Source organism: Pseudomonas sp. SWRI50, from assembly GCF_014269095.1.
GTDB classification, from domain to species: Bacteria; Pseudomonadota; Gammaproteobacteria; order Pseudomonadales; family Pseudomonadaceae; genus Aquipseudomonas; species Aquipseudomonas kermanshahensis.
In genome coordinates, this window is the sequence record NZ_JABWRW010000009.1 from 15,168 (window position 1) to 36,682 (window position 21,515).

Annotated in this window: 10 protein-coding genes; 5 read left to right on the plus strand and 5 right to left on the minus strand. The window is 61.5% G+C overall.

Features of this window, described 5'->3' with window-relative positions:
• Positions 1 to 132: 132 nt before the first annotated feature.
• Positions 133 to 777 (minus strand): glutathione S-transferase family protein, encoded by a 645-nt coding sequence (locus HU750_RS11920; RefSeq protein WP_186679751.1) that lies wholly within the window; start codon positions 775 to 777, stop codon positions 133 to 135.
• A gap of 190 nt (positions 778 to 967) precedes the next feature.
• Here HU750_RS11920 and HU750_RS11925 point away from each other — a divergent pair, with 190 nt between their 5' ends.
• The 5 genes from HU750_RS11925 (at position 968) to HU750_RS11945 (ending at position 5,376) form a co-directional block, all read left to right on the plus strand.
• The gene (locus tag HU750_RS11925) at positions 968 to 2,287 is read left to right on the plus strand and encodes an NAD(P)/FAD-dependent oxidoreductase (RefSeq protein WP_186679753.1); all 1,320 of its coding nucleotides are present in this window, start codon (positions 968 to 970) and stop codon (positions 2,285 to 2,287) included.
• Positions 2,288 to 2,299: 12 nt separating this feature from the next.
• Positions 2,300 to 3,070 (plus strand): NAD(P)-binding domain-containing protein, encoded by a 771-nt coding sequence (locus HU750_RS11930; RefSeq protein WP_186679756.1) that lies wholly within the window; start codon positions 2,300 to 2,302, stop codon positions 3,068 to 3,070.
• Positions 3,071 to 3,283: 213 nt separating this feature from the next.
• On the plus strand, positions 3,284 to 4,663 hold the full coding sequence (locus HU750_RS11935) for an MFS transporter (RefSeq protein ID WP_099453710.1): 1,380 nt from the start codon (positions 3,284 to 3,286) through the stop codon (positions 4,661 to 4,663).
• A gap of 12 nt (positions 4,664 to 4,675) precedes the next feature.
• Positions 4,676 to 5,026 carry a cupin domain-containing protein gene (locus HU750_RS11940; protein WP_186679760.1) on the plus strand — a complete coding sequence of 117 codons (351 nt, stop codon included), beginning with the start codon at positions 4,676 to 4,678 and terminating at the stop codon, positions 5,024 to 5,026.
• Between the two features lie 11 nt (positions 5,027 to 5,037).
• On the plus strand, positions 5,038 to 5,376 hold the full coding sequence (locus HU750_RS11945; protein ID WP_027593698.1) for a RidA family protein: 339 nt from the start codon (positions 5,038 to 5,040) through the stop codon (positions 5,374 to 5,376).
• A gap of 77 nt (positions 5,377 to 5,453) precedes the next feature.
• Here the strand turns inward: HU750_RS11945 and HU750_RS11950 are convergent, their stop codons facing one another.
• From HU750_RS11950 to HU750_RS11965, 4 genes are all read right to left on the minus strand, one after another.
• Positions 5,454 to 6,509: a GlxA family transcriptional regulator gene (locus HU750_RS11950; protein WP_186679763.1), complete on the minus strand. Its 1,056-nt coding sequence runs from the start codon at positions 6,507 to 6,509 to the stop codon at positions 5,454 to 5,456.
• Between the two features lie 102 nt (positions 6,510 to 6,611).
• Positions 6,612 to 9,377, minus strand: coding sequence for an RHS repeat-associated core domain-containing protein (locus tag HU750_RS11955; RefSeq protein ID WP_346010843.1), 2,766 nt, complete (start codon positions 9,375 to 9,377; stop codon positions 6,612 to 6,614).
• Positions 9,378 to 9,512: 135 nt separating this feature from the next.
• Positions 9,513 to 13,850, minus strand: coding sequence for a SpvB/TcaC N-terminal domain-containing protein (locus HU750_RS11960; protein WP_186679770.1), 4,338 nt, complete (start codon positions 13,848 to 13,850; stop codon positions 9,513 to 9,515).
• Between the two features lie 96 nt (positions 13,851 to 13,946).
• The gene (locus tag HU750_RS11965; RefSeq protein ID WP_186679773.1) at positions 13,947 to 21,506 is read right to left on the minus strand and encodes a Tc toxin subunit A-related protein; all 7,560 of its coding nucleotides are present in this window, start codon (positions 21,504 to 21,506) and stop codon (positions 13,947 to 13,949) included.
• Positions 21,507 to 21,515 lie beyond the last annotated feature (9 nt).

Sequence of the window (21,515 nt, forward strand, 5' to 3'; positions counted from 1 at the left end):
GGCGACCTGCAAACCAGTGCGGCCTTCCATCTGCAGCGGGTGAGCGAGATCCATCAGGGCCAACTGGCCAGTTGTTGCAGAATGTGTCTTACGTCCTGAGCGTAGTCATGCGCTAGCGCTTGTCACGACCAGTCATCCGAATGGCACTTGAACAGGCGCTGTCCGCGGCATCAGGTCATAGGGGTGTTTCCAGCCTGGCGTGCCCTTGATCCGCGCTTTCCAGGCCTCGATATGAACGAATTCGTCCAGCGCGATACCCGTGTCTTCAGGCATGAACACATACCCCGCCAACGACAGGTCGGCGATGGTCAAGCGCCCGCCGACCATGAACGGCGTCTTCGCCAAATGTGCATCAACGATGCGATAGGCCGCCGTGGCGCGATCACGCAAAAACTTGGTCACATCGGTTTCGCCCATCTGTTTCAGGCAATAGATAAACCGCAGCGCCGCGTAGTAGCTGGTGAACTTGTGGTTGTCGAACAGCATCCAGCGCCAGATCTCGCGCTTTTCGTCCTCATCGCGTGGGCCAAACTGGCCGGTTTGCTCAGCGAGGTATTCCAGGATCAAGGCCGATTGGGTGAACGACTTGCCCGCGTGTTCGAGCACCGGCACCTCGCCCTGCTCGTTCACTTCATCGCGCCAGGCCTGCTCGCGGGTTTGGCCGTTGAAAAAGTCGACGAACACCGGCTGCCAAGGCTGGCCGGTGAGTTCGAGCATGAGGGCGGCTTTGTAGGCATTGCCGGATTCGGCGAAGCAGTGGAGCGTGTATTCGGACATGGCAGACCTTCAGTTTCCTTTGAATGATCGTTAGGTGCCGGGGCCTTTGCACGGGCCAGTCACCGGCAAACCGAGCAAATCATGCAGGGCTTGCCGCGGTCAATCCAAAACCTCCCACGACCCGTCATTCCCGTTATATGCCCACCGCCCGGGCCATGCGACAGTGAAGAAAACAACACGGATAAAACCCATGTACAGAAACACCTCTACCCCCGCGGACGACAACGGTTGCGGCTGGTTCCACCTCAGCCCCCTGCGCCAGCCACGTGCCGCGCACCGGGGGCGGAGCGAAGCGCGCTGGGTGGTGCTCGGTGCTGGCTTCACCGGCCTTGCCGCCGCACGGCAGCTGGCGCTGCATCACCCGAATGACGAGGTGATCCTGCTCGAAGCCCAGGAAGTCGGCTTTGGCGCCTCGGGGCGCAACTCGGGCTTTGCCATCGACCTGCCCCATGACATCGGCGCACCGGACTACATCGGTGAGCTGGCCACGGCGCGGATGAACCTCAAGCTCAACCTGCGCGCGCAGTCGATACTGCACACGCTGATCCAGCAGCATGGCATCGACTGCCAGATCCGCCCGGACGGCAAGTACCAGGCGGCGGTCGAAGACAAGGGGTTGGCGGTGCTCGAAGCGTACCGCAGCGGCCTGGAGAAACTCGGCCAGCCTTACCAGATGATCGATGCCCGTGACCTGCCCGAGCACTTCGGCACCGCGTTCTACCGCAAAGCGTTGTACACCCCAGGTACCCAGTTACTGCAGCCGGCCGCCTTGGCCAAAGGCCTGGCAGACAGCCTGCCCAGCAACGTGACGCTGTACGAACACACCACCATCACCCGCATCGAACAGGGCACGCGCATCACCCTTACGCATGCCCATGGCGAGATCGTTGCCGAGCAGTTGCTGCTGACCAACAACGCCTTCGCCTCGTACTTCGGCTTCCTGCCGGGGCGGCTGCTGCCGATTTTCACCTACGCCAGCATGACCCGGCCCCTGAGCGAAGACGAACAAGCACGCCTGGGTGGCAAGGCGACCTGGGGCATCATCCCCGCCGACCCGTTTGGCAGCACCCTGCGACGCACCCCGGACCAGCGCCTGCTGGTGCGCAACAGCTTCAGTTTCAACGCCGATGGGCGCGCCAACCAGCGCCACCTGCAACGGGCCGGACGACAGCACCGGGCGTCGTTCGAGCGGCGCTTCCCGATGCTTGCGGGTACACCGTTCGAATTCACCTGGGGCGGTTCGATGTGCCTGTCGCGCAACCACCAATCGCACTTCGGCACGCTGGCACCCAATGTCCATGCGGCGCTGTGCTGCAACGGCCTGGGAATTACACGGGGCACCGCCACCGGGACCCTGTTGGCCGACTGGCTGAGTGGCGAGCGTGACGAGCTGATCGACTTCCTGCTGGGCGCGGCCGGGCCCAACCGCAACCCGCCGGAGCCGCTGCTGAGCCTGGGCGTCAACCTGAACCTGCACTGGGGCCAGCGCCGCGCCGGCCTGGAAAGCTGACAAGGAGGCATCATGCATAGCCTGGGCATCCTCGGGGTCGGCGAGCTGACCGAAAAAGTCGTTATCGGCCTGCGCCGCGGTGGTTTCGACGGCGCGATCCTGCTGTCGCCACGCAACGCCCAGCGCGCCGAAACACTGACCCACGCACACGGTTGCCAGGTACTGCCGAGCAATCAGGCGGTAGTCGATCGGGCCGAGGTGCTGATGCTGGGCGTACGCCCGGAAACACTGGCAGACCTGGCCGGCGAGGTACGCCTGCACCCCGGACAACGCCTGCTGTCGTTGGCAGCAGGTGTGAACCTGCAACAGCTGCAAGCCGCCTTCCCCGCCGCTCACTGCGTGCGCGTGATGCTGTCTTATGCCGCGCAACACAACCAGTCCACAGTAGTGGTCTACCCCCCGGATCCCCCCGCTGAGCGATGCCTGGCCGGGCTGGGCAACCTGGTGGTATTGCAGGATGAAGCGGCGTTCGAGCTGGCCACGGTGGCCGCGTGCATGAATGGCTGGTTCTACTTCCTTTTGCACGACCTGCAGCAGTGGCTGACTGACAAAGGCTTGCCCGCAACCGACGCACGCGCTTTGGTACTGGGCAACCTGCACGACTGTGTGAGCAGTGCCCAGCGCCAACCCGAACACACGCTCAAGGCCCTGGGGCAAGCGATTGCCACGCCGGGCACCTTTACCGCCGATGGGCTGGCCGTGTTGATGCATCAACCGGTAAGTGCCAGCTGGGGCGCGGCCTGCGAAGTGGTGCTGGATGCGCTATTGACTCGGTCGCGGTAGGCGCAGCCTTGCGCTGCGAAGAGGCCGGTGACAACGCCGTAAATCTTGGCTGATGTCGCCGGCCTCTTCGCAGCACAAGGCTGCTTCTACAGTGCCATTCACACTTCGCAATGCCATCCCACGACCCGTCCGAATCGTTATAGGGAACCCCTGCAACCCGGTGCCATAGTGCCGCCACGCAAGTGCGTCAAATAACAACAAGAGGTAAGTCCAATGTCTGTCCCGAAACGCTCCGTCGAAGATGCGCCACTCAATGCGTTCCACCGCAAACTGACGGTCTATTCCGCCGGAGGCCCGTTCCTCGACGGCTATGTGCTGAGCATCATCGGCGTGGCCATGCTGCAGATCACCCAGGCCCTGCAACTGTCGGCCTTCTGGGAGGGGCTGATTGCGGCTTCGGCGCTGATCGGGGTGTTCCTCGGCGGCTTCCTGGGTGGCTGGTTCACCGACAAATACGGGCGCAAGGTGCTGTACCTGGTCGACCTGATCGCCATTGTCGGTTTTTCGGTGGCGCAGTTCTGGGTCGAGTCGGCCTGGGCATTGTTCGCCTGGCGGTTGTTGATTGGTATCGCGGTCGGCGCCGACTACCCGATCGCTACCTCGCTGCTGGCCGAGTTCCTGCCACGCAAGCAACGCGGGCCGCTGCTGGCGGCGATGGTACTGATGTGGTTCGCCGGGGCCGCCGTGGCCTACGTGGTCGGTGAACTGTTGCTGCGCGTCGGCGGCGATGACGGCTGGCGCTGGGTATTGGCCAGTGCGTTGGTCCCGGGTGCGTTGTTCCTGATTGCCCGTAGCGGCACGCCAGAATCGCCACGTTGGCTGCTGAGCAAGGGCCGCACTGCCGAGGCGGATGCCGTGATCAAACGCGTCTATGGCCCGGATTACTCCATCGCCGATCTGCCCGAACACGTCAGCGGCAAACCGGTGTCGGTGTGGTCGCTGTTCCACTCCGGCTACGGCAAGCGCATGGCCTTTGTCACCCTGTTCTGGACCTGCGCCATCGTCCCGCTGTTCGCCATCTATGCGTTCGCCCCAAAGGTGCTGCAGGCGCTGAAGCTCACCGGCGACTGGGCCGCCTACGGCTCGATCGCCATCACCCTGCTGTTCACCCTTGGCTGCCTGCTGGCAACCAAGCTGATCAACCGCCTGGGGCGGCGCAAGATGCTGATCCACAGCTTCCTCTGGTCGGGCATGTCGCTGGTGCTGCTGGGCGTGTTCCCCGACGCATCGCCCACCACCGTGCTGGTGCTGTTTGGCGCCTACGCGGTGTTGATCGGCGGCGCCCAGGTGCTGGAATACGTCTACCCCAACGAATTGTTCCCCACCGAGATCCGCGCGTCTGCCGTTGGCCTGGCCACTTCGCTGTCACGTATCGGCGCGGCCGTGGGCACCTACCTGGTGCCTATTTCCCTGGCCACCTATGGCATTGCCAACACCATGTTCGCCGCCGCGTTGATCTCACTGTTCGGTGCACTGATCTCGTGGTGGCTGGCCCCAGAGACCAGCAAGCTCGACCTGCAGCAAGCCGCCGCATTGGGCGGGGCCGCCCCTGCACCGTCACCGTCCTACAAAAACGTTGCCCGAAAAGCCTGAAGGAGCCACACCATGAATCAAGTGCTTACCGTTGTCCGCAATGCCGCTACCTCGCCCCTGGGCACGCCAGCCCCTGCCCGGCTGCCGATCGGCGAACCGATCGCCCACGCCGCCAGCGCCCAGGACCAGACCGATGAAGCGGTGGGTGCCAGCATCGGCATCTGGGAAAGCAGCCCCGGGGTATTCCGCCGCTTCCTGAAAAACCGCGAATTCAGCCATATCGTCAGCGGCAGCTGCACCTTTACCCCCGACGGTGGCGAGCCGGTCGAGCTGCGGGCGGGCGATGCGGTGCTGTTCCCGGAGAACTGCGAAGGCGTGTGGGAGATCCGCGAGACCCTGCGCAAGACCTACGTACTGTTCTGAGGAGCGCGCGGATGATCGAACGTATCAACCCCGGCAAACGGGCCAGCCAGATGGTTCTGGTGGATGGCCGCCTGGAAACCTCCGGGATCGTCGCCCTTGCACCGGGCGATATCGCTGCGCAGACGCGGTGCGTGCTGGCGCAGTTGGAGCAGTGGCTGGCACAGGTTGGCGCAGGTAAGGGCAACCTGACCCGCGTGCAGATCTGGCTGGCTGACATGGGGGAGTTTGCGGCGATGAATGAGGTGTATGACGCTTGGGTCGGGCAGCAGCCACCGGTACGGGCGTGTGTGGGGGCTGCGCTGGCGGCGCCTGAGTATCGGATCGAAATTCAGGCTTTTGGTCAGCTTTGATAGCGCCGGGGCCGCTTTGCGGCCCATTCGCAGGCAAGCCAGCGCCTACACGGGTAGCGCTGGAGATGTGTACACAGCTACAGCTCCGGGTCCAAGCCTACTTTGTCCCCATGCCAGTCAAACCGCTCCACTTCATGCCGCCGTTTGCGGAAGCTGTAAGGCGTCTCGCCGTACTGCTTGCGGAACCACAAGATGAAGTGCGACGCATCGGAAAACCCACACGCCAAGGCAATGGTGGTGATGTTCTGGCTGGTATTCACCAGCAAGCGCCGGGCGTGGTCCAGGCGCAGCTTGCGCCAGTAGTTGGCCGGCGGCTCTTGCGTGTTGGCAACGAACTCGCGGTGCAACTGCCGCGGGTGTGTGCCCACTGCCTCGGCCACCGCCTTGAGGGTCATCGAGGCATCCAGGTTGGCGCGCATGAAGGCAATGGCCCGTTGCACACGGTCGTTCTGGTAAACGCTTTCGCTGGCGGCCTTGTCCTCTTGCGCGTCGGCACGCTCGTCCACCAGCAGGTACTCCAAGCCCTTCTGCGCACGCACCGCGCCGCAGTGCCGGCGAATCAGGTTGGCCGCCAGGTCGATGGCCGTGCCGCCCGGGCAAGTGATAATGCCGCGGTCATCCACATAGCTCTTGTCGATCACGGCGGTGGACAGCGGGAAACGCTCCTTGAACTCATCGCGCAAGGTGAAATGCAACGCGCACCGCCGGCCATCGAGCAGGCCGGCCTTGCCCAGCACGAACGAACCTGAACACAGGGCGATGATCGGGATATTGGCCGCATGCACCTCACGCAGGGCATCGAGTAGCCAGTCTGGGGGGTTACGCGTTTCGCCCAGCAGCCCGCCCGCCAGCACGATGTAGTCGTACTGGGCAAACAGGTTGAGCGGTTTGGTCGGCGAAATGGGCATGCCGCAACTGGCGGTGATCGGCTGGTCGTCCAGGGTCATCCAGTCCCATTGGCAATACACTTGCTGGCTGCGGAACGACTTGTCGGCAGCGAAGCGCAGCGAGTCGACCAGGCCAGCGACCGGGACCAGGGTGAACTGGTTGAGGAGCACGAAGCCAACCCGCAGTTCCGGTTTTATCTGCGAGGTGGCTTCGGGGGGCTGTGGTTGTTGTTGTAGGGCGACCATGGACGCTGCTCACATGACATCCGAAGTGGGTGTCATTCTAGGCGTCTTCAGGCGTCCGCCATATCATATTTAGCGCCAAGAATAGTAGATTTCCGACACGGGTTACTTTTTACGTGACCTCGCAACAGCATTTCTGGCGGAGTAGTGCTTCTCACTAGGGTTAGCGCCTATCACGCTCTCTGCTTTATCGTAGCCGTCAGTTGAAAGTTGTACTGCAACGAAGTGCTGTTCGTTGTTGAAAGTGACCTCGTAAATTGGACGTTTACCCATGAGTGGCCGGGGGTTTTGAATGCCTATTACTTTGCCATGGGCCAAGGCGGCCATCACCAAATCAGCGATGTCCTTATCCCTCGTTATGCCCTGATCAGCGAAGTCGGCACGGTGCCGAGTGGTCACATGCTTGAAGCCCCGAGATTCTGTACCTCTTTCCAAGAAGAAATATTCTTGCTTCGTACCATCACTCTTTGGCCTTTGGCCAATAGCCATAACACCATAACCCGATTGCCTGTCTGTCGGTAGATATCGTTTCAACTTCTCATACACTGGACTATCTGTTTTGCCAGCCTCCCTGACTGCCACGGATTCTTTCTTCGGCGACCTGCTTGCCTGCTTACTCTTAGGACTAGGAGCTTGCGACCAGCCATCGTCGTCTTGGGTATCTGCTGCAGAGGGCTCTAATTGAGAGGATGAAGCGAGCAGACCAGCACCATCTCGGCTCGCCCCTGCAGAAGCTGAAGTTGATGCGACTGGGTCATTAGCAGCGTCACCGGCCCCGCTGGCAACCGACGTGCCTTGTGCTCCGGAGCTGTTCCCCCCGCCCTTGTTCTTTTTCCCTTTGCCCCTCAACCCCAACTCATCAACCAATGTCATCGGGTTGTTACGCACCATCGCGTACAAGTTCAAGCCATCCACCGTACCTGCCGGGTCCGCACTCAACCACCGCCCCAGCCAAGGCTGGTAATAGCGATACCCGTAGTAGTACAGCCCTGTCGCATCGCGCTCCTTGCCCGAATAACGAACAAACTTGTAGCGCCCCTGCACTTCACTGCGAGCGGCCCATACCGCCGTGCCGCCGTACGGGTAGTACTCCTCTCGACTAATCACCGCACCACTGCCATCGACCTCCAGGCAACCGCTGCCCAGTTGGTCGGCATAGCTGTAACGCAATTGCGCGTTGGCAAGTTCTGGGGGTTTGCCTGCAGCCCAGTGCAAGGCCCGCACCTGGGCGTGCCCAGCGTCGCCCACCAGCACCACCTGCAGTTGCTCGGTCAGCGAGCCGCCCTGGGTTGTACTGCGCAGCTCCAGGCCTGGCAGGTACTGCACACGTTGCGTGCGCATGTGGGCCGCGGTCTTTTGGGTACTGACCTTGAGCACGCGTTGGTTGCCAATGTCATAGCGATAACTTTCGCCATCGTCCGCCGCCCCTTCGCGCATGACCTGGGTAACGGCGTGCAACTCACCGCGCGGTGTCCAGCTCAGTTGCTGGCCCGGCAACAACGCCTTTTGCTGGCCACTGGCGTTGAACAACGCCTCGACGGCGGTCGGGTCCTGGGTTAGCGCGCTGTCCACGGCCCGGTTGCTGCGGTCGCTGACGGTGATATCGGTGGTGTAGCTGTGGTTGGTGGCGGGCGCGCTGTGGCGGATGCGGGTCAGGTTGCCCGCCATGTCGTAGGTATAGGTGCGGTTGTAGCAGCTGTAGGTGACGTTATCGAAGATCGCCATATCCGGCAGATTGACGCCCTGCTGGCCGGCATTGGCCATCTCGCGCCCGGTGGCGCTGGCCAGCCGGTACAGGCTGTCATAGACATAGGTGCTTAGCGGTTCGACTTTCTGATTGCGCCAGAAGCGGGTTTCTTCGGCGTCGTTGCGCACACTGAGCACATTGCCCACCGGGTCGTAAGCGTAGCGCAGATCTTGCAGCACCTTGGCCCCTTGCGCGTGCCCTGTCGGGCGCTCGGTGCGTACTTCTGCCAGCAACTGTGTGCGCGGTTCGTAGCAGTATTGGGTGACCAAGCCGTTACCGTGCTCCTCGCGCAGCTTTTGCCCAGCCGCCGAATAGCTCAAGGCGTTGAGAATGACCTGCTCAGGGCCGCCCTCGAGCGTCAGCCAACGCTGCGTGAGCAGGCCCGCCACGTCGTAAGCCTGGCGACGCAGATGGCCTGCGGCATCACGCGTGGTCAAGGGTGCACCGGTCGCATCCACCGTGCTCAGCGTGGTGCTGGCTTCGCTTTCCGGCTGCAGTTGGGCCTCCCAATCGGCAGGCTGTTCACTTTGCCAATCCGCCTCCACCTGCGGGTTATCGGCATCCACCAGCAAACGCTGCGTGGTCGCTAGGGGTACACCGGTCAAGCCAACGCCATGGGTCTGCAGCACACCGGCGGTGTGGTAGTGCCGGCTCGCCTGGCCCGCCAGATTGTGGGCTTTTTCTGCGGCGCTGTTGCCGGCATATACCACCCGCTCCAGCCGACAAGCCGCGTGGCCATTGACCTGTTCGCTAATGCCCACGAGGCGCCCAGGCAGGGTGGCGTTCTCGTAGTGCCAAGTGCGGGTGACCGCTTCACTGCGCACGTGCTCGCCGCGCTCATCAAGCGCGATTCGCGACACGGCAAGCAACGGGCGCCCCGCTGCATCGCTCAGGTTGATCGACACGCCGGCGTCGGCGCTTTGGGTGCACACCGGGGTGCCGGCCAGGTCGGTCAGCCAGGCAAAGTTACCCCGGCCGCTGGCGTGCAGGCGCGGGTCGCAACTGTGGGTCATGAAACCCTTGGCGTCATGCTGCTGGCGCGTAATCCGAGGTTGCGTCAGGGTCGGCGTGTCCGGGTGGCGATGGTAGTGGATGGTCCGGGCCACCAGGCCGCGGTTGTCCACGACCGTGACGGTAGGGGTATTGCGATGGACAGCGTTGTCCGAAAGAGCAGGCATCGCGTGCCTCCTGTTCTTGAATTCTGCATTGGGTTGAGTGGCATGGCGTGCGCCAGGTAGCGCGCGCCATCAGGGTCGCGTTCAGGCCGTGTCGTTCTCGTCCTGCGCTACCGTGAACCAGGGGTAGTACTCGGTACGCCGTTCCCAGCCCGCAGCGGTGAGGACGCGGTAAACGCGCCCCATGGCGTCATACAGCTGGGTATCGGCATACAGCCCGGGGTGGTCGCTGTCATCGCTTACAGGGCGCCAGTCATCGAGGTAGTACGGCAACCAGGTGCGCACGGGCTGGCCTTTGTTGTCGTACTCGGTCTTACCTGTCACCGCCCAGCGCCGCGCTGCGGGCTGCACGCGTGCAGCACCGTTGGCATCGCGCTCGAGGCTGCCTGCGGCGGTACGCACCCACGCATCGCCGGGCGCACTCAGCACGGCGGTCTGCAACAGGCGGCCGGCGCCATTGCTGTGCGCCACGTTTACGCGCAGCTGCTGCGCAGGGTCGCCGTCGTAGCGGTCGGTCTGCAGGCTGATGATATGTGGCGGCTGGCGGCTTTCGCTGTCGTCCACAGCGGGCAGGCCTTTGGCCTTGAGCAGGCGACGCAGCGCCAGCTCGCCCATGCGGGTAGCCAGAGGACGCCCTTGGCTGTCACGTGCCAAGGGCATCCAGCTGTCGGTCACTACCCGGTGCGCCGTGGCCACGGGTACCTCGCCTCCTTCGAGTGCCAGGATGCCCTCGACCGTTGCCGGCAGCGTGAATGCCTTGCTGCTATAGCCGGCCGACTGGCCCTGTTCCGTGCCGTAAAAGCGGGTTTGTGTCACTCGCCCCAAGGCATCGAGGCTGACCTGGTGCTGGTTGTCGTTGGCATCGGTCATGGCTACAGGCGTGAGGAAACGCCAGTCATACTCGAAGCCGGTTTCCAGGCCAGCGGCGTCGGTTATCTTCAGCACTTGCAGGGCGTGTGGGCTCCAGTCAACACGCTGCTCGCCAAGCAGCTCGCTGGCACGCAGCGTGGCCTGCCGATAAAACAGTGGCGCACCCTGGTGCCTGATCAAGTCGTGGCGGCTGACGTACACCCGCTTGCCGTCCTCGGCCAAGGCGATGAGGTGATAGCCGCCATTGGCCTGCCACTGTGCCAGCTCGTGCGGCAACAGCGTTGTCTCGAGCGCAGCCAGGGTGGCGTGTTCGAGCATGGCGATTTCGCGGTAGGCCACCAGCGCCTGGCGGGTTGGCGCCGTGGTCAGTTGCCCCTGGGCATCGCACCATTGCTTGCGCTGGTAGCCCGACAGCGTGGCAGCATCCAGGCCCTCCAACGGGCCGTCGGGTGCCAGCAGATGCTCCACGCTGAAGCCGCCCTGTGGCAGCGCGTGCGCTGACAGCGCCAGCACATCGGTACGGGTCGCTTCGATCAGCCCGGACACGTAATCATGGCCGTCCTCCAGGTTGCGTACCCCATGACGCGCGTGCTCAAGCCAGGCCATGTCCTGCTGAGGGTCGCGCGCATCGTCCAGCAAACCGGCTGGCAGCAAGGCTGGATAAGGCGATGGGGAGACTGTAACCCGGCGCGGGTAATGCACCTGCACCTGCTGCAGGACATGGCCGTACTTGTCCTGGCCAATCACCAGTGTCTGCGTGATAACCGGGTCCTGGACAATGCGCTCGGTGGTGAAGGCCAGGGTCTCTACTGGCGTTACCAAGGCGGCGGGCCGGTCGGCGTGCGCGGTCTCGTAAACCCGCACTTGCCAGCGCTGACGGGTGATGCTGTACGGCAGCCCCGCGTGTTCAGTGCCGTCAAGGCCGTAGGTTTCACTGCGCACTTGCGCCCCTTTCAAGGCACAAAGCAGCCAACGCCGGGCTGCACCTTGCGGCGAGTAGGGCACATCGCAGTCACCTTCAAGGCGAGTGAAGCGCACCGGTTGCAAGGGAAAGTCCGCCTCTGCGCTGCCCTGCCCATCAAAGCCCTGTGGCGCGATGCTATCCAGGTCTTCGATGCCACTGAGGAACCACTGGCGTATTTGCGCCGGCGGCGAACGCTCGGCGGCCGTGCCCTGGGCGTCGCTCAGGGTGTCGGTCTGGATCAACTGCCTGAAACCGCGAAACTCGCGCTCGACTGGGTCCCAGACCGGGCTCTGATAGCGCATGCCACTGACAGTACGCAGGCCACTGATGTCGTCCACAAGGGTCACCTGGGCCAAGGTGTGAACCGGGAACGGCAAGCGACTGATCGCCGTCTTACCTTCCCCTTGCAGAACACGCTTTTCATCCAGCCAACTCTGCGCAGAACTGCGGTAGTCGAACAGCGTACGACCACCGGTGTTGCTGCACACCTCGGCCAGCAACCAGGGGCGTCGGTCGTTGAAGCGGTACGCCCAGCTACGTGGAGAGATGTGTGGCACAGTCAGCACCAGCTCTGCACAACCCTGCCCGCGCAAATCGACCAGTTGCAGCTTGCAGCTGGCATCGAGCACAACCCCCTCTGGCGCCGGCACGCAATGGCTTTCGACGAAGCGATTGCCGTTTTGGCTGACGAATACCCGGACGCGGTCGGCGTCTACATAAAGGATATCGGTAGTACCACTGCCATCGGTATCGCCAAGCAATACCCGCGCGGCGTTGAAGTGTTCGATGGCAAAACCCGACATCTGCACAGGGTTGGCAAAACGACCGTGGCCAAGCATCGGCCAATAGGTGACGCCCTCGGCCGTAACCTCGATCAATTGCTGCAAACCTGTGCCCGCAAGATCGGCGAATGCCACCAGCCGGTGCTCGCCGCCAGGCAATGGCAGCGCGGGGCCTGGCACGATGTCGCTGGCAGGCTGCCAGCCGGCACCACGCACCCTGGCAGACAAGCGCACGCTACGTGGCCCGATCATCACCAGGTCCTGCTGCCCGCCACCGCTGAAGTCGACCAGTTGCGCATCCCCATGGGCCAGCTCGCTGGGCATGGCGTCGGCGGCAATGAAGTCACACCATTGCCCATCCGGCGTCAGGGTGAAGCTGCCGCGAACACCCGGCAGGTTGACCAGCCATTGTGGCTGACCGTCACCCTCGAGGTCGGCCAGCATTCCTGTGCCTGGGCGCGGCGCTCCCGGTAATACCTGTGACTCGCCCCACGTGATGGCATCGCCACCCAGGTCACTGTTGCGTTCTGGCGCGCGATACCACCAGGCACCTGCATCCTGGAACAGCAAACCCGGCAGCCCCTCACCGTGTAGATCTACCATCTGCCAGTGCGGTGCACTGAAGCCATCGAGGTCGGGCAATGCCTCCCAGTCTGAGTGCTCACGCCCTGGGCGACTCAGCTCGAATTCCACCGGCGGCAGCAACAACGGCGTGCCATCGGTTTCGTAAGCGATCTGTTGCGCGGCGACCAGCACCGAGGCGACGCCCGATGTGTCATACCCCAGGTGCAAGCGCGAAACCAGTTGCGGGCTTGGGTCAGCGTTCCCGGCCATCATGCGCGTACGGTGCCACAGCAGTACCTCGTGGCAAAGCCGCCGCACCCGTTTATCGAAGCCCCAGCGCCAGTACGAAAAGCAGTCCTCGCGCACCGGCCAGGGTGCCTCCACCTCGAACGCCGGTGGGGTGTTCACATCCACGCCGTGCTCGCCGTAATCCAGCTGCATCACGGTCATGAAATCGTCTGGGCGAAAGGCCTGCTGCGGTATCAGCAGCGCTGCGCTTGGGGTTGCATTCATGGCGTGGACGGCAACCAGGTAGGTGTTGGCAACCTGCGGGTGCATGGCCAGTTCGTGCGCATCACACCCCGCCTGGTCTTCGCTGCGGTAGGTGTAGACCACATGCTCACCCGTGGCACTGACAGTCTCTTCGGCATACCAGCAGGCGACCTCTGCCGGTTTGCCGGGCTTGGCCAGGCGAGCTGAGGCCGACCAGCCAAACAAGGTGATGCTGCCGTCGGCATGGTATTGCAGCCAGAAGCCCGGCGAGTCGGGGCTTTCTTGCGCTTGCCAATGCTCCAGGCGCTGGTCGCGGCCGCCACTGCGCTGCACCCAGGCGGTTACCGTGTGAGCAGCGGGGGTATCGGAAAACGGCAAACTGGCGACAGTGCGCGGCGCACCGCGGTCGAGCAGGATTTCCTCGCCATCGGGACCCTGCCAACGGTCACTGAGGGTGTAACGCGGGACACCAAGGCGGTCCAGGCGGCAGACAGTGGGCGGGCTACACTGCCAGCCAGCACCGAAGGCGCCATTACCTGCCGAAGAACGGTAGGCCAGGCTCAACGACGGCGACAACGCGCGGCCGACCGGCAATGGTAAAGGCAGCGACCAACCTGCGGCGCCGTCGGCGCTGCCGACTGACAGCATGCCTCCGCCCGCCGAAACCGTACCGCCGCCCTTCGGCAGCGAGGGGGGGCTGAACACAGGTTCACCACCGGCACCCGAAGGGGTGACAGACATATCATTCATGATGTTGCTCCTTGACGACCCCCGCGCCTGGGCGTAAGGGTCGGGAATAGGAAGTCGGCCTCAGCGGGAGGGCACCTGGGTACCCTCCCCTGCTCCTTAGCGGACGGTGAACTGCACGTGCAGAATGATGTCGTTGAGACGTTCCAGCAGTGCCCGCTGATCGCCCTGGGCCTGGGCGAAGTTCAACGACATCTGGGTCTGGTCGTCGCGATCATCCGCCTTGGCGATGTGCAGCCCTTCGAACGGCAGCAACTGGTTACCTGGGCGAAATGCCGGGTAACCATTGAGCTGGCTGAACTGGCCGTTGTCCTGCATGGCATGGGAAACGTTCATTTGCTCGCAGCCCGCAGGCAGGCCTTGGGCACTGGTCAGCAGCCGTGCATGCACATCTTGATAGGGGCCCAGCAAGGCCGGCAGAGAGACCGCAATACTGCGGATACGTCGCGAAGCTGCAGTTTCGAAGCCTGCTGCCAGGTTCAACGCTTTAAGGCCGAACTGCACCGACAGCATGCCGTTCGCCGCCAGTGCCAGGCTGCTGTGTTCAAGCTGGTCATCGACCTCAACTGTTTTACCGTCAAGCAGCACCTTGACCGCCTCACCCAAGGTGACGGGTTGGCCTTGCGAGCTGAGCTTGCCGTCGAAGAGCCTGGCCAGTGATACCGTGCGCGTAACCTCAAGCTCGCGCTTCTGCCATTTGACCCAGGCCGTTTCCATCTGCCCCAGTGCCAGCATCAGCCCCTCACCACACAGCAAACCCGACCAGGCGCTGTTCCAGGTGCCGGTGCGCAGGTACACATCCGTGTCGCCTTTTTCCCACTGCAGGGCCTTTTGTGCCATCAAGCAGCGCGACACAGTGAGGTCGTAATAGGTGTAGAAAATGCTCGCCAGGCGTGCGCGCAGCCAGCTGTACATGGCCTTCCCAGTGTACTTGCCTTGGTACAAGGCAAGCTGGGCCTGTGAATGGGCAGCTTGGGTGTTCAAGTGGGCAATGTGCATCTGGGCGGAGGTTTCACGTACTGTAAGGGCATCAAGTTGAGCCTGTACGGTCGCCATCTGTTTCTCTGCCGACTCATACTGGAACTTCCACTCAGCACGGCGGCGCGCGAAGACCTCCTCTTGGCTAAGGCGCGATGCCTTGATCCCATACACTTTCGAGCGCGCGCCAAAGCCGTAGGCAACGGCTTTCAATACATCTTCCGGTTTACCGCCACCGTTGGAGAAACCAAAGATCTTGGGGAAGGCGGCAATGATCGAAGCCCCTGCCATGAGGGCAGATTCAGCCGCACCTGCCTGTTCAGACTCGGTTCGCAACTTCAGCGCAAGGTGCTCGCGATCAGAGATGTTCCTTTGGTAGAGGTTCAGGTAGTGATTCCGACTGGCCGTGGCCGCCACCAGCGAGCTTTGCAAGGTCACGCGGTCGGCTGCCAGCTCCTTGAGGGTGTGCTTGAACAGCGCCACATTGCTCTCGGCAAGCTCCGCACCTTGGCTGGCCAGCAAGCCTGCCAACGCCTCGGCATCCTGGCGCTCGAGAATCCATTGCATCTCGCTGCCAAAATGAATCAGCTGGGCGGCCATGCTGCGGGCACCGTCGAGCAACACGGTGAAGCGCAGCGCCGGCACGTCGTTGACTTCCGTCAGGCCACGTTCGCCACTGGCCTCTGCTGCCACTGCCGCGGCCAGCAACGCCTTGGGATCGGCCGGTGTGGCGTAGAGCGGCAAGCTTAGCGGCTGGCCATCGAGGGTCAGGTTGTGGCGCAGGTTGTACTGTCGAATGCGCAGCGCCTCCCAGTAACCGAGCATAGTCCGGTTAACCTCTGGCAGAAACGGGCTTTCGCCGGGCGCTGCGGCCTGCCCCAGCACGGGTTCGTTCCAGCCCGTTGCCGGCGGTGCCCAGGGGGCGTCGCCCAGCAGGCTCACCGCGCGCTGATACCAGACGCTGGCTTCGCTGAGGGTGTCGCGCTGCAGCCTGCGGTAGGCGGCATCGCCGCGGCCGATGCAAATGTCCAGCAGGCGCATGAAGACGTTGTACTTGTAGTGCATCGGGTCGTTCTGCGCCACGGCATCCGGGTCGACCGACTTCAGGGGGTCGTCGTTCCAGCTGGTGTCTTCTTCCAGCGGCCGTACATTCCACATCCGCTGTGTGCCTACGCCGGATACTGAGTAGCCAGCCGGGTTGAACACGTACTTCAGCCACTGTTCGGCAAGGTCAAAGCGTTCTTCCTGAAGAAAGCGCTGCATGACCAACATTGGGGTGTAGTAGAACAACTCCCAGAAATACAGGGCATTGGCGCCGGTGAAGTCCATGCTTTCAGTGTCGTTCCTGCCAAATACCTGCACACTGTCCACATTGTCCTTGAGCAGCACTTGGCCGGTAGATGCCGCATCAGAGTCACGCTGGATTGCCAGGGTCTCGCTTGAGATCATGATGCTAAGGCCTGATATGGCCTTGTTGTGTTTAGCGCTGTATTTCGTCTCCAAGTGGTAGGACTGTTGCCCGACATAGCTCTGATCCGACTCGAACAACATGCTGGCGAGCACCTTGGTGTTGTCGCTGAGCTGGCCCCTCCAAAGCAAGGTGCGCGCCTCTTTGTCGGTAGCAAGCCAGACTTCGGCCCAGCGCTCTGTGCCGTGATACGTTTCCTTGTACACCGGAAGTGTCAGACGCACAACGACGCCAAGTTTTGGCTCAGGTATGTGCTGGGTGTCGTAGTTCAGGATAGCGTCGATCCCCGACACCGCCTTTACTGTCAGATCTCGAGCGAACAGGGTGTTGAGGCGGGTTACCTGCCCTCTGTGCGCCAGATACTGAGCGCCTTGATCAGTGGCACCGATGATGGCGGTCTTGAGTACATCGGCATCTTTGTAAACCTTGAGAGTGTAGTTGCGGGTGTTGCCGTTGCCGAACTGGAACTCGATGCGGTGCAGGGCTTCGCTGCCACCCTCCCACTCGCTGGTGTCACCCATAGGTGCGGTGGTGTTCAACTGTACCTGCGCCGGCCCTTGTGACAGATCGTACTCCTGGTTGGCCTTTACGGTTTTCCAGCGCGTGCCATCGACGCTGTAGATGCGGCACAACACTTCCTCAGCACGAACTTTGCCAAGCAGGTTCAGGTAATCCTGAGGGTAGAGGGTGTCGTCATGTTGGTCATATGGGTAGCCCAAAACCCCAAGTACATTTCTGGGTGTAGGATTTGAGCTCGAGTCCTCATTAAAGTAGAGACTCATGCGCCTTAACTGACCCTCTTGCGTAATAGTGACGCGTGCGACCACTGCGTTCCCGGCACTGCTCTCAACCCTCTTCAAACCAGTCCAATAAAGCAAGCGCACATCGTTAGCGACGCGTGTGATAGAGCTACTGTTATGCCCGAAGTAGGCACTCATTTGTGACTCACTGATGACCAGATACCCCACAAACCAGCCATTTTCATGACGCGTCAGCAATGCACCCTCATTACTGCGTATCAGGCCGCGTATTTGATTTGTTTCTGCGCCCAATTCAGGGTATTGCGCAAGGAGTACCTCAACCCATTTATTTTCAATGGGTGGCCGCTTTGACGTTACCGACAACTGGCTGCGAAAATACAGGCTGTAAGTGTTCCCAATCTCCCCTTCACCACCGATAACCTTGGCTTCATCGAGCCTTGCATCAAATTGCGTAAAACCGATGGGCGTACCACTCCCGGCACTGACCGGCATGCGATTTTCCGCACTTGGTAACTCCAGCCCTTCGAAAACCGCGCACATGCCGGTATCAAGGGTGGTATCCAGCCAGTGCTGCACCGGCCCCAGGAACAGTTCGACACTGCCCAGCGGGCAGCTGCTGAAGTTCTCGGAAATCTCCAAGCCGGTAACAGTAGAAGCTTCGCTAACTTTCTCTGCAGCCCGATCATAGATGGCTGCCAGCAGCCCATCACGTTGCGGCCAGGCGGCAAGAAACAACGAGAGGTCTTCCAGAACTGTATCTTTGCCAATATCGACCACGAGCGGGTACTCGATGGGCACGCTCCACTTGCCGTCATAACGCAGCCAGGCCAGCTTGAACGTCCAGTTCCACTCACGCAGTTCTGGCTGCCCTTTGTCATCACGGGTGATGATGTGCTCCTGGCGCTCCACCCAGCCCAGGTGCAAACGCCCGCGGAACACCACAGGCCGAATCAGGCGCCCTTGCACTTGCGGGGCCAGTTCGATTTTTGTCCAGGCGGTCCAGGCATTGGCTGGCAGCACGCCTTCTGGGGCACGCTTGGCTTCGTCTACCGTGCGCCACCAGTACTGGTGAGGCTGGCTGCGGCTACGCCCGATAAACCAGGATTTGCCCGTGTCGGCTTCGCGGTTGTCGTGATAGCCACTGATGGTCTCCAGGTTGGCCACTTCCTCGAACGCACTCAGGTAGCCCTGGAAGGCATCGCCCACTGTATCGTCATTGACCTGCGCCTGCCCCAGCGTTTGCAGCATGTCGTCCATTGCCGGGGTTTGCCCCAGGCGTACCGTCGGGTCGATGTAGTTTTCTGGGTAGTACATCAGCATTTGCCCTGCAGCCCAGTTGGCATAGCTAGCGTTCCAACGCGTCCAGTCCTTGAAAAACTGGCGACCCAGCACAACATGGCGCACGTTGGCCGGGTCTTCTGGCGTCGACAGGGTGCAGTGGATGAACTGCTGCAGGGCCGACATCGCTTCGGCGATACGGCTGCTTATCACCTGTTCGGCGTTCAGCACGTCGATCAACAGGTGCTTGTTCAGCGCTTCGACAGAGAAGTTCTGTTTCGCGCCCAGCACGCCGGTCAGCGCCAGGCTAAGCGGCCGTTCCGTGGCGGCATGGGCCGCCGTGACCTGCGACGGTTTCAAGCCTGCATGAAAAGCGTCTGCCATCTGCCGCCATGCGGCCCACTCGTCGTCCTGGGCCAGTAATTTTGCCAGCGTGTCTGGCATCACGGCATAGGCTTCGGCCAGTTTCGCCCACTGCATCAGCAGTTCGATTTCCTGCCAGCTGTGGACCTTTGTCGGCTCTTTCAGCTCGTCTTGGTCATGTGCATGCACAGCCGCCTGCGCCAACGTCGCTTGAGCAACACCGGTAGTCATAGAAAGCTGGGACAACGATACGCCTGCACCTTCACCAAGTGCCGCCAGCAGTGCGCCGCCTGCGCCTGACGGGTCCGCTAGCGTGCTTAGCCAGTCACTGAAGTTGCCGAGCGCCATGAGGGTCTGGACATCCCGCAGCAAGCCAGCGGTGCCACTATGCCCGGCGTTGGCTGCCAGCAACTGTGGCTTTTCCACCAACAGGCGCAGCGCATCGCCTGTGACGCCGCATCCATGCGCGATGAGTGTCATTTGCGCGAGGGTGTAGGCAAAGTCGACCAAGACACGTTCATGCGGGGCCGAAGGGTCGGCCTTGCGCAGGCGTTCGCAGGCCTGCTGCAGCGTGAGCCCACTCGGCTCGGCACGGTTTACCCAGTTCAACAATGCTTGCGCCAACGCATCACCACTGAGGTTGAACGTGGAGGCGGTCAAGGGCGAAAGCACGCCTAGCAGATCCTGCACTGTCGGTGCTTCGGGTAGTTGCGCGGCGCTCAAGGCGGCTCGCATGTCGTTGAGCAGATTGCCGACTTCGGTACTGGCTGGGATGGCCTCGACAGCGCGGGTCATCAGTTGCAGATCGTGAACGGTCCAGCCACGGGTAGCCATCCAGTCGGTGGTGCTGCGCAGCTCCTGCAACAATAGCTGCCATCCGCTGTTGTCCAGCGAGTGCATCGGATGCGGCGCACCCATCATCTGCAGCAGTTGGCGCAGCTCAGCAAGCGTCAGACCGTGATGCCGAGCCCACAGGCTCAAGGTGTACAGCGCGGACAAATGGGACATGATGACATTCATGCCAACGTCGGCATCCGCAAGGCCACTGATAAGCCGGCCCAGCTCGAACAGCCCTTCGTCATCGGTTTGGCAGGCACGCTTGAGGGTTGCCTTGATGTCGGCATGCTCGCTGGCATGGTCCGGGTGCAGGCGCAGCCGCGTATTGTCTCTGATCAAACCGCCTGCAACCAGTGGCGGGTCATTGAACAGGCGGTCGAACTGGCTTTTTTCAGTGCCGTGGGACGCTTCGGAGATAAACCCCCTGGCCATGAGCAGCGCGTCCTGGTGATCGATGCCGTAACGCTTTACTGAATGGGCGGTGCGCAAAACAATGGCCAGCGTCTGGTCAGTGATCTGGCTTGGCTCGACGCTATTAATGATGTCTTGCAGTGCCCGTGGGGACAGCTGGGTCACTTTGTACAGGCGAACGATTTTGTTCAACTGAAGCAGGTACGCAGCGATCGACAACCGCGTGCAGGTAACATTTAACGTGCTTTCACGGCTCTCATGGTCAGCGCTAGCGGACCGCGTCCATTTAGCGGTGAGCGCGGCCTCGGCCGGCACGTCGGCCCATTCGAAACTGTGGCGATACTCGACATCAGGCGCACAGTGGTCGAGCCCATAATCTGCCGCTTTCAATTCAAACTCAAAAGGACCGCTGAGTTCAAATTTAACAACGCGATTGATCTGAAACTTGAACGCTAACTGCCAGGTGTCGTTATGCAATGGATACAGTCGAACATAACGCATATTGGGAGGCGTATCACTCAACGTCAACTGGATCATTTCGTCATCGGCACGTGTCGTCAGCGTGCGCCCAATGTATTCAGCTTTATCCATTTCCCCCATGAAGCCTTGCAGTTCAGCATCTGTCAGGCCAAACCAACTGCGCAAGCGCGCGGGCTGCATCATGGCGGTTGGCGTCATGCCAGGGAAGTACTTGGTAAACTGCTCTTCAGCATTTTGCTCGTTGATGTCGTCCGTCAATAAACGGCGCAACGCGGGCGATATATCATAGTGAAGGCAGGCCAGTGCAGCGTCATCCAGATGCTTGGTGAAGTGGGGTGCCGCCAGCAGGTGCGACAAATCCGCATCGTTCTGGACAAACACCTGGCGCAGGCGATTGTGATGATGATGGTACGGCGTAGTGCTGTTGCCGACATCGGTCGACAGCGTTTCAAGAAGCTGGTCATGGTTCAACGCCGGGCTGCCCGGCGGGGTAAGCGCCTCAATCGCCCGGCTCAGCAATATCTCATTGGACAGGCTGAGGGCACTGATCGGCGTGTCCAGATTGTTCTGGCTAAGTACCAATTGCCGCAGGTCGGGGCGGCGTTCGTCGATATGCCAGGGGTTTTTCGCGGGATACAACTCCTTCGCCTGTTTATACAGCTCTGCCAGATAAGCCGCCGGCGAAAACATCGAGGCCACATTCCCAGGGGCACAGTATCGTCCTGGGCGCTCGATCGGCCGATCGTTAACGTGCTGGAGACGCTTCGGCACAAGCGGAGAATGACGGATGATGATATTTTTCTCATCGAGCAGGGTTCGGTTGCGTGCCCGGCGTACTTGTTCGTGCAACTGGCGAGCTTCGTCAATATCAACCATATCGCCCAATTGCTCACGCAGTTCTTCGACAGATAGATCGCCCATGGACGCCAGCGAATCGACCTTCAACTTGCTCATGAGAGACTTACTCTGTTCAGAAAAATTTTGAATCATTAGATAACCTTGCCGCAATAAACCACTGGACAAGCCCACCCCGCAGGGTGAGCAACTTTTTAACTTGGCGAGCCCATTCAAACGCGGCAACACTAATGGATC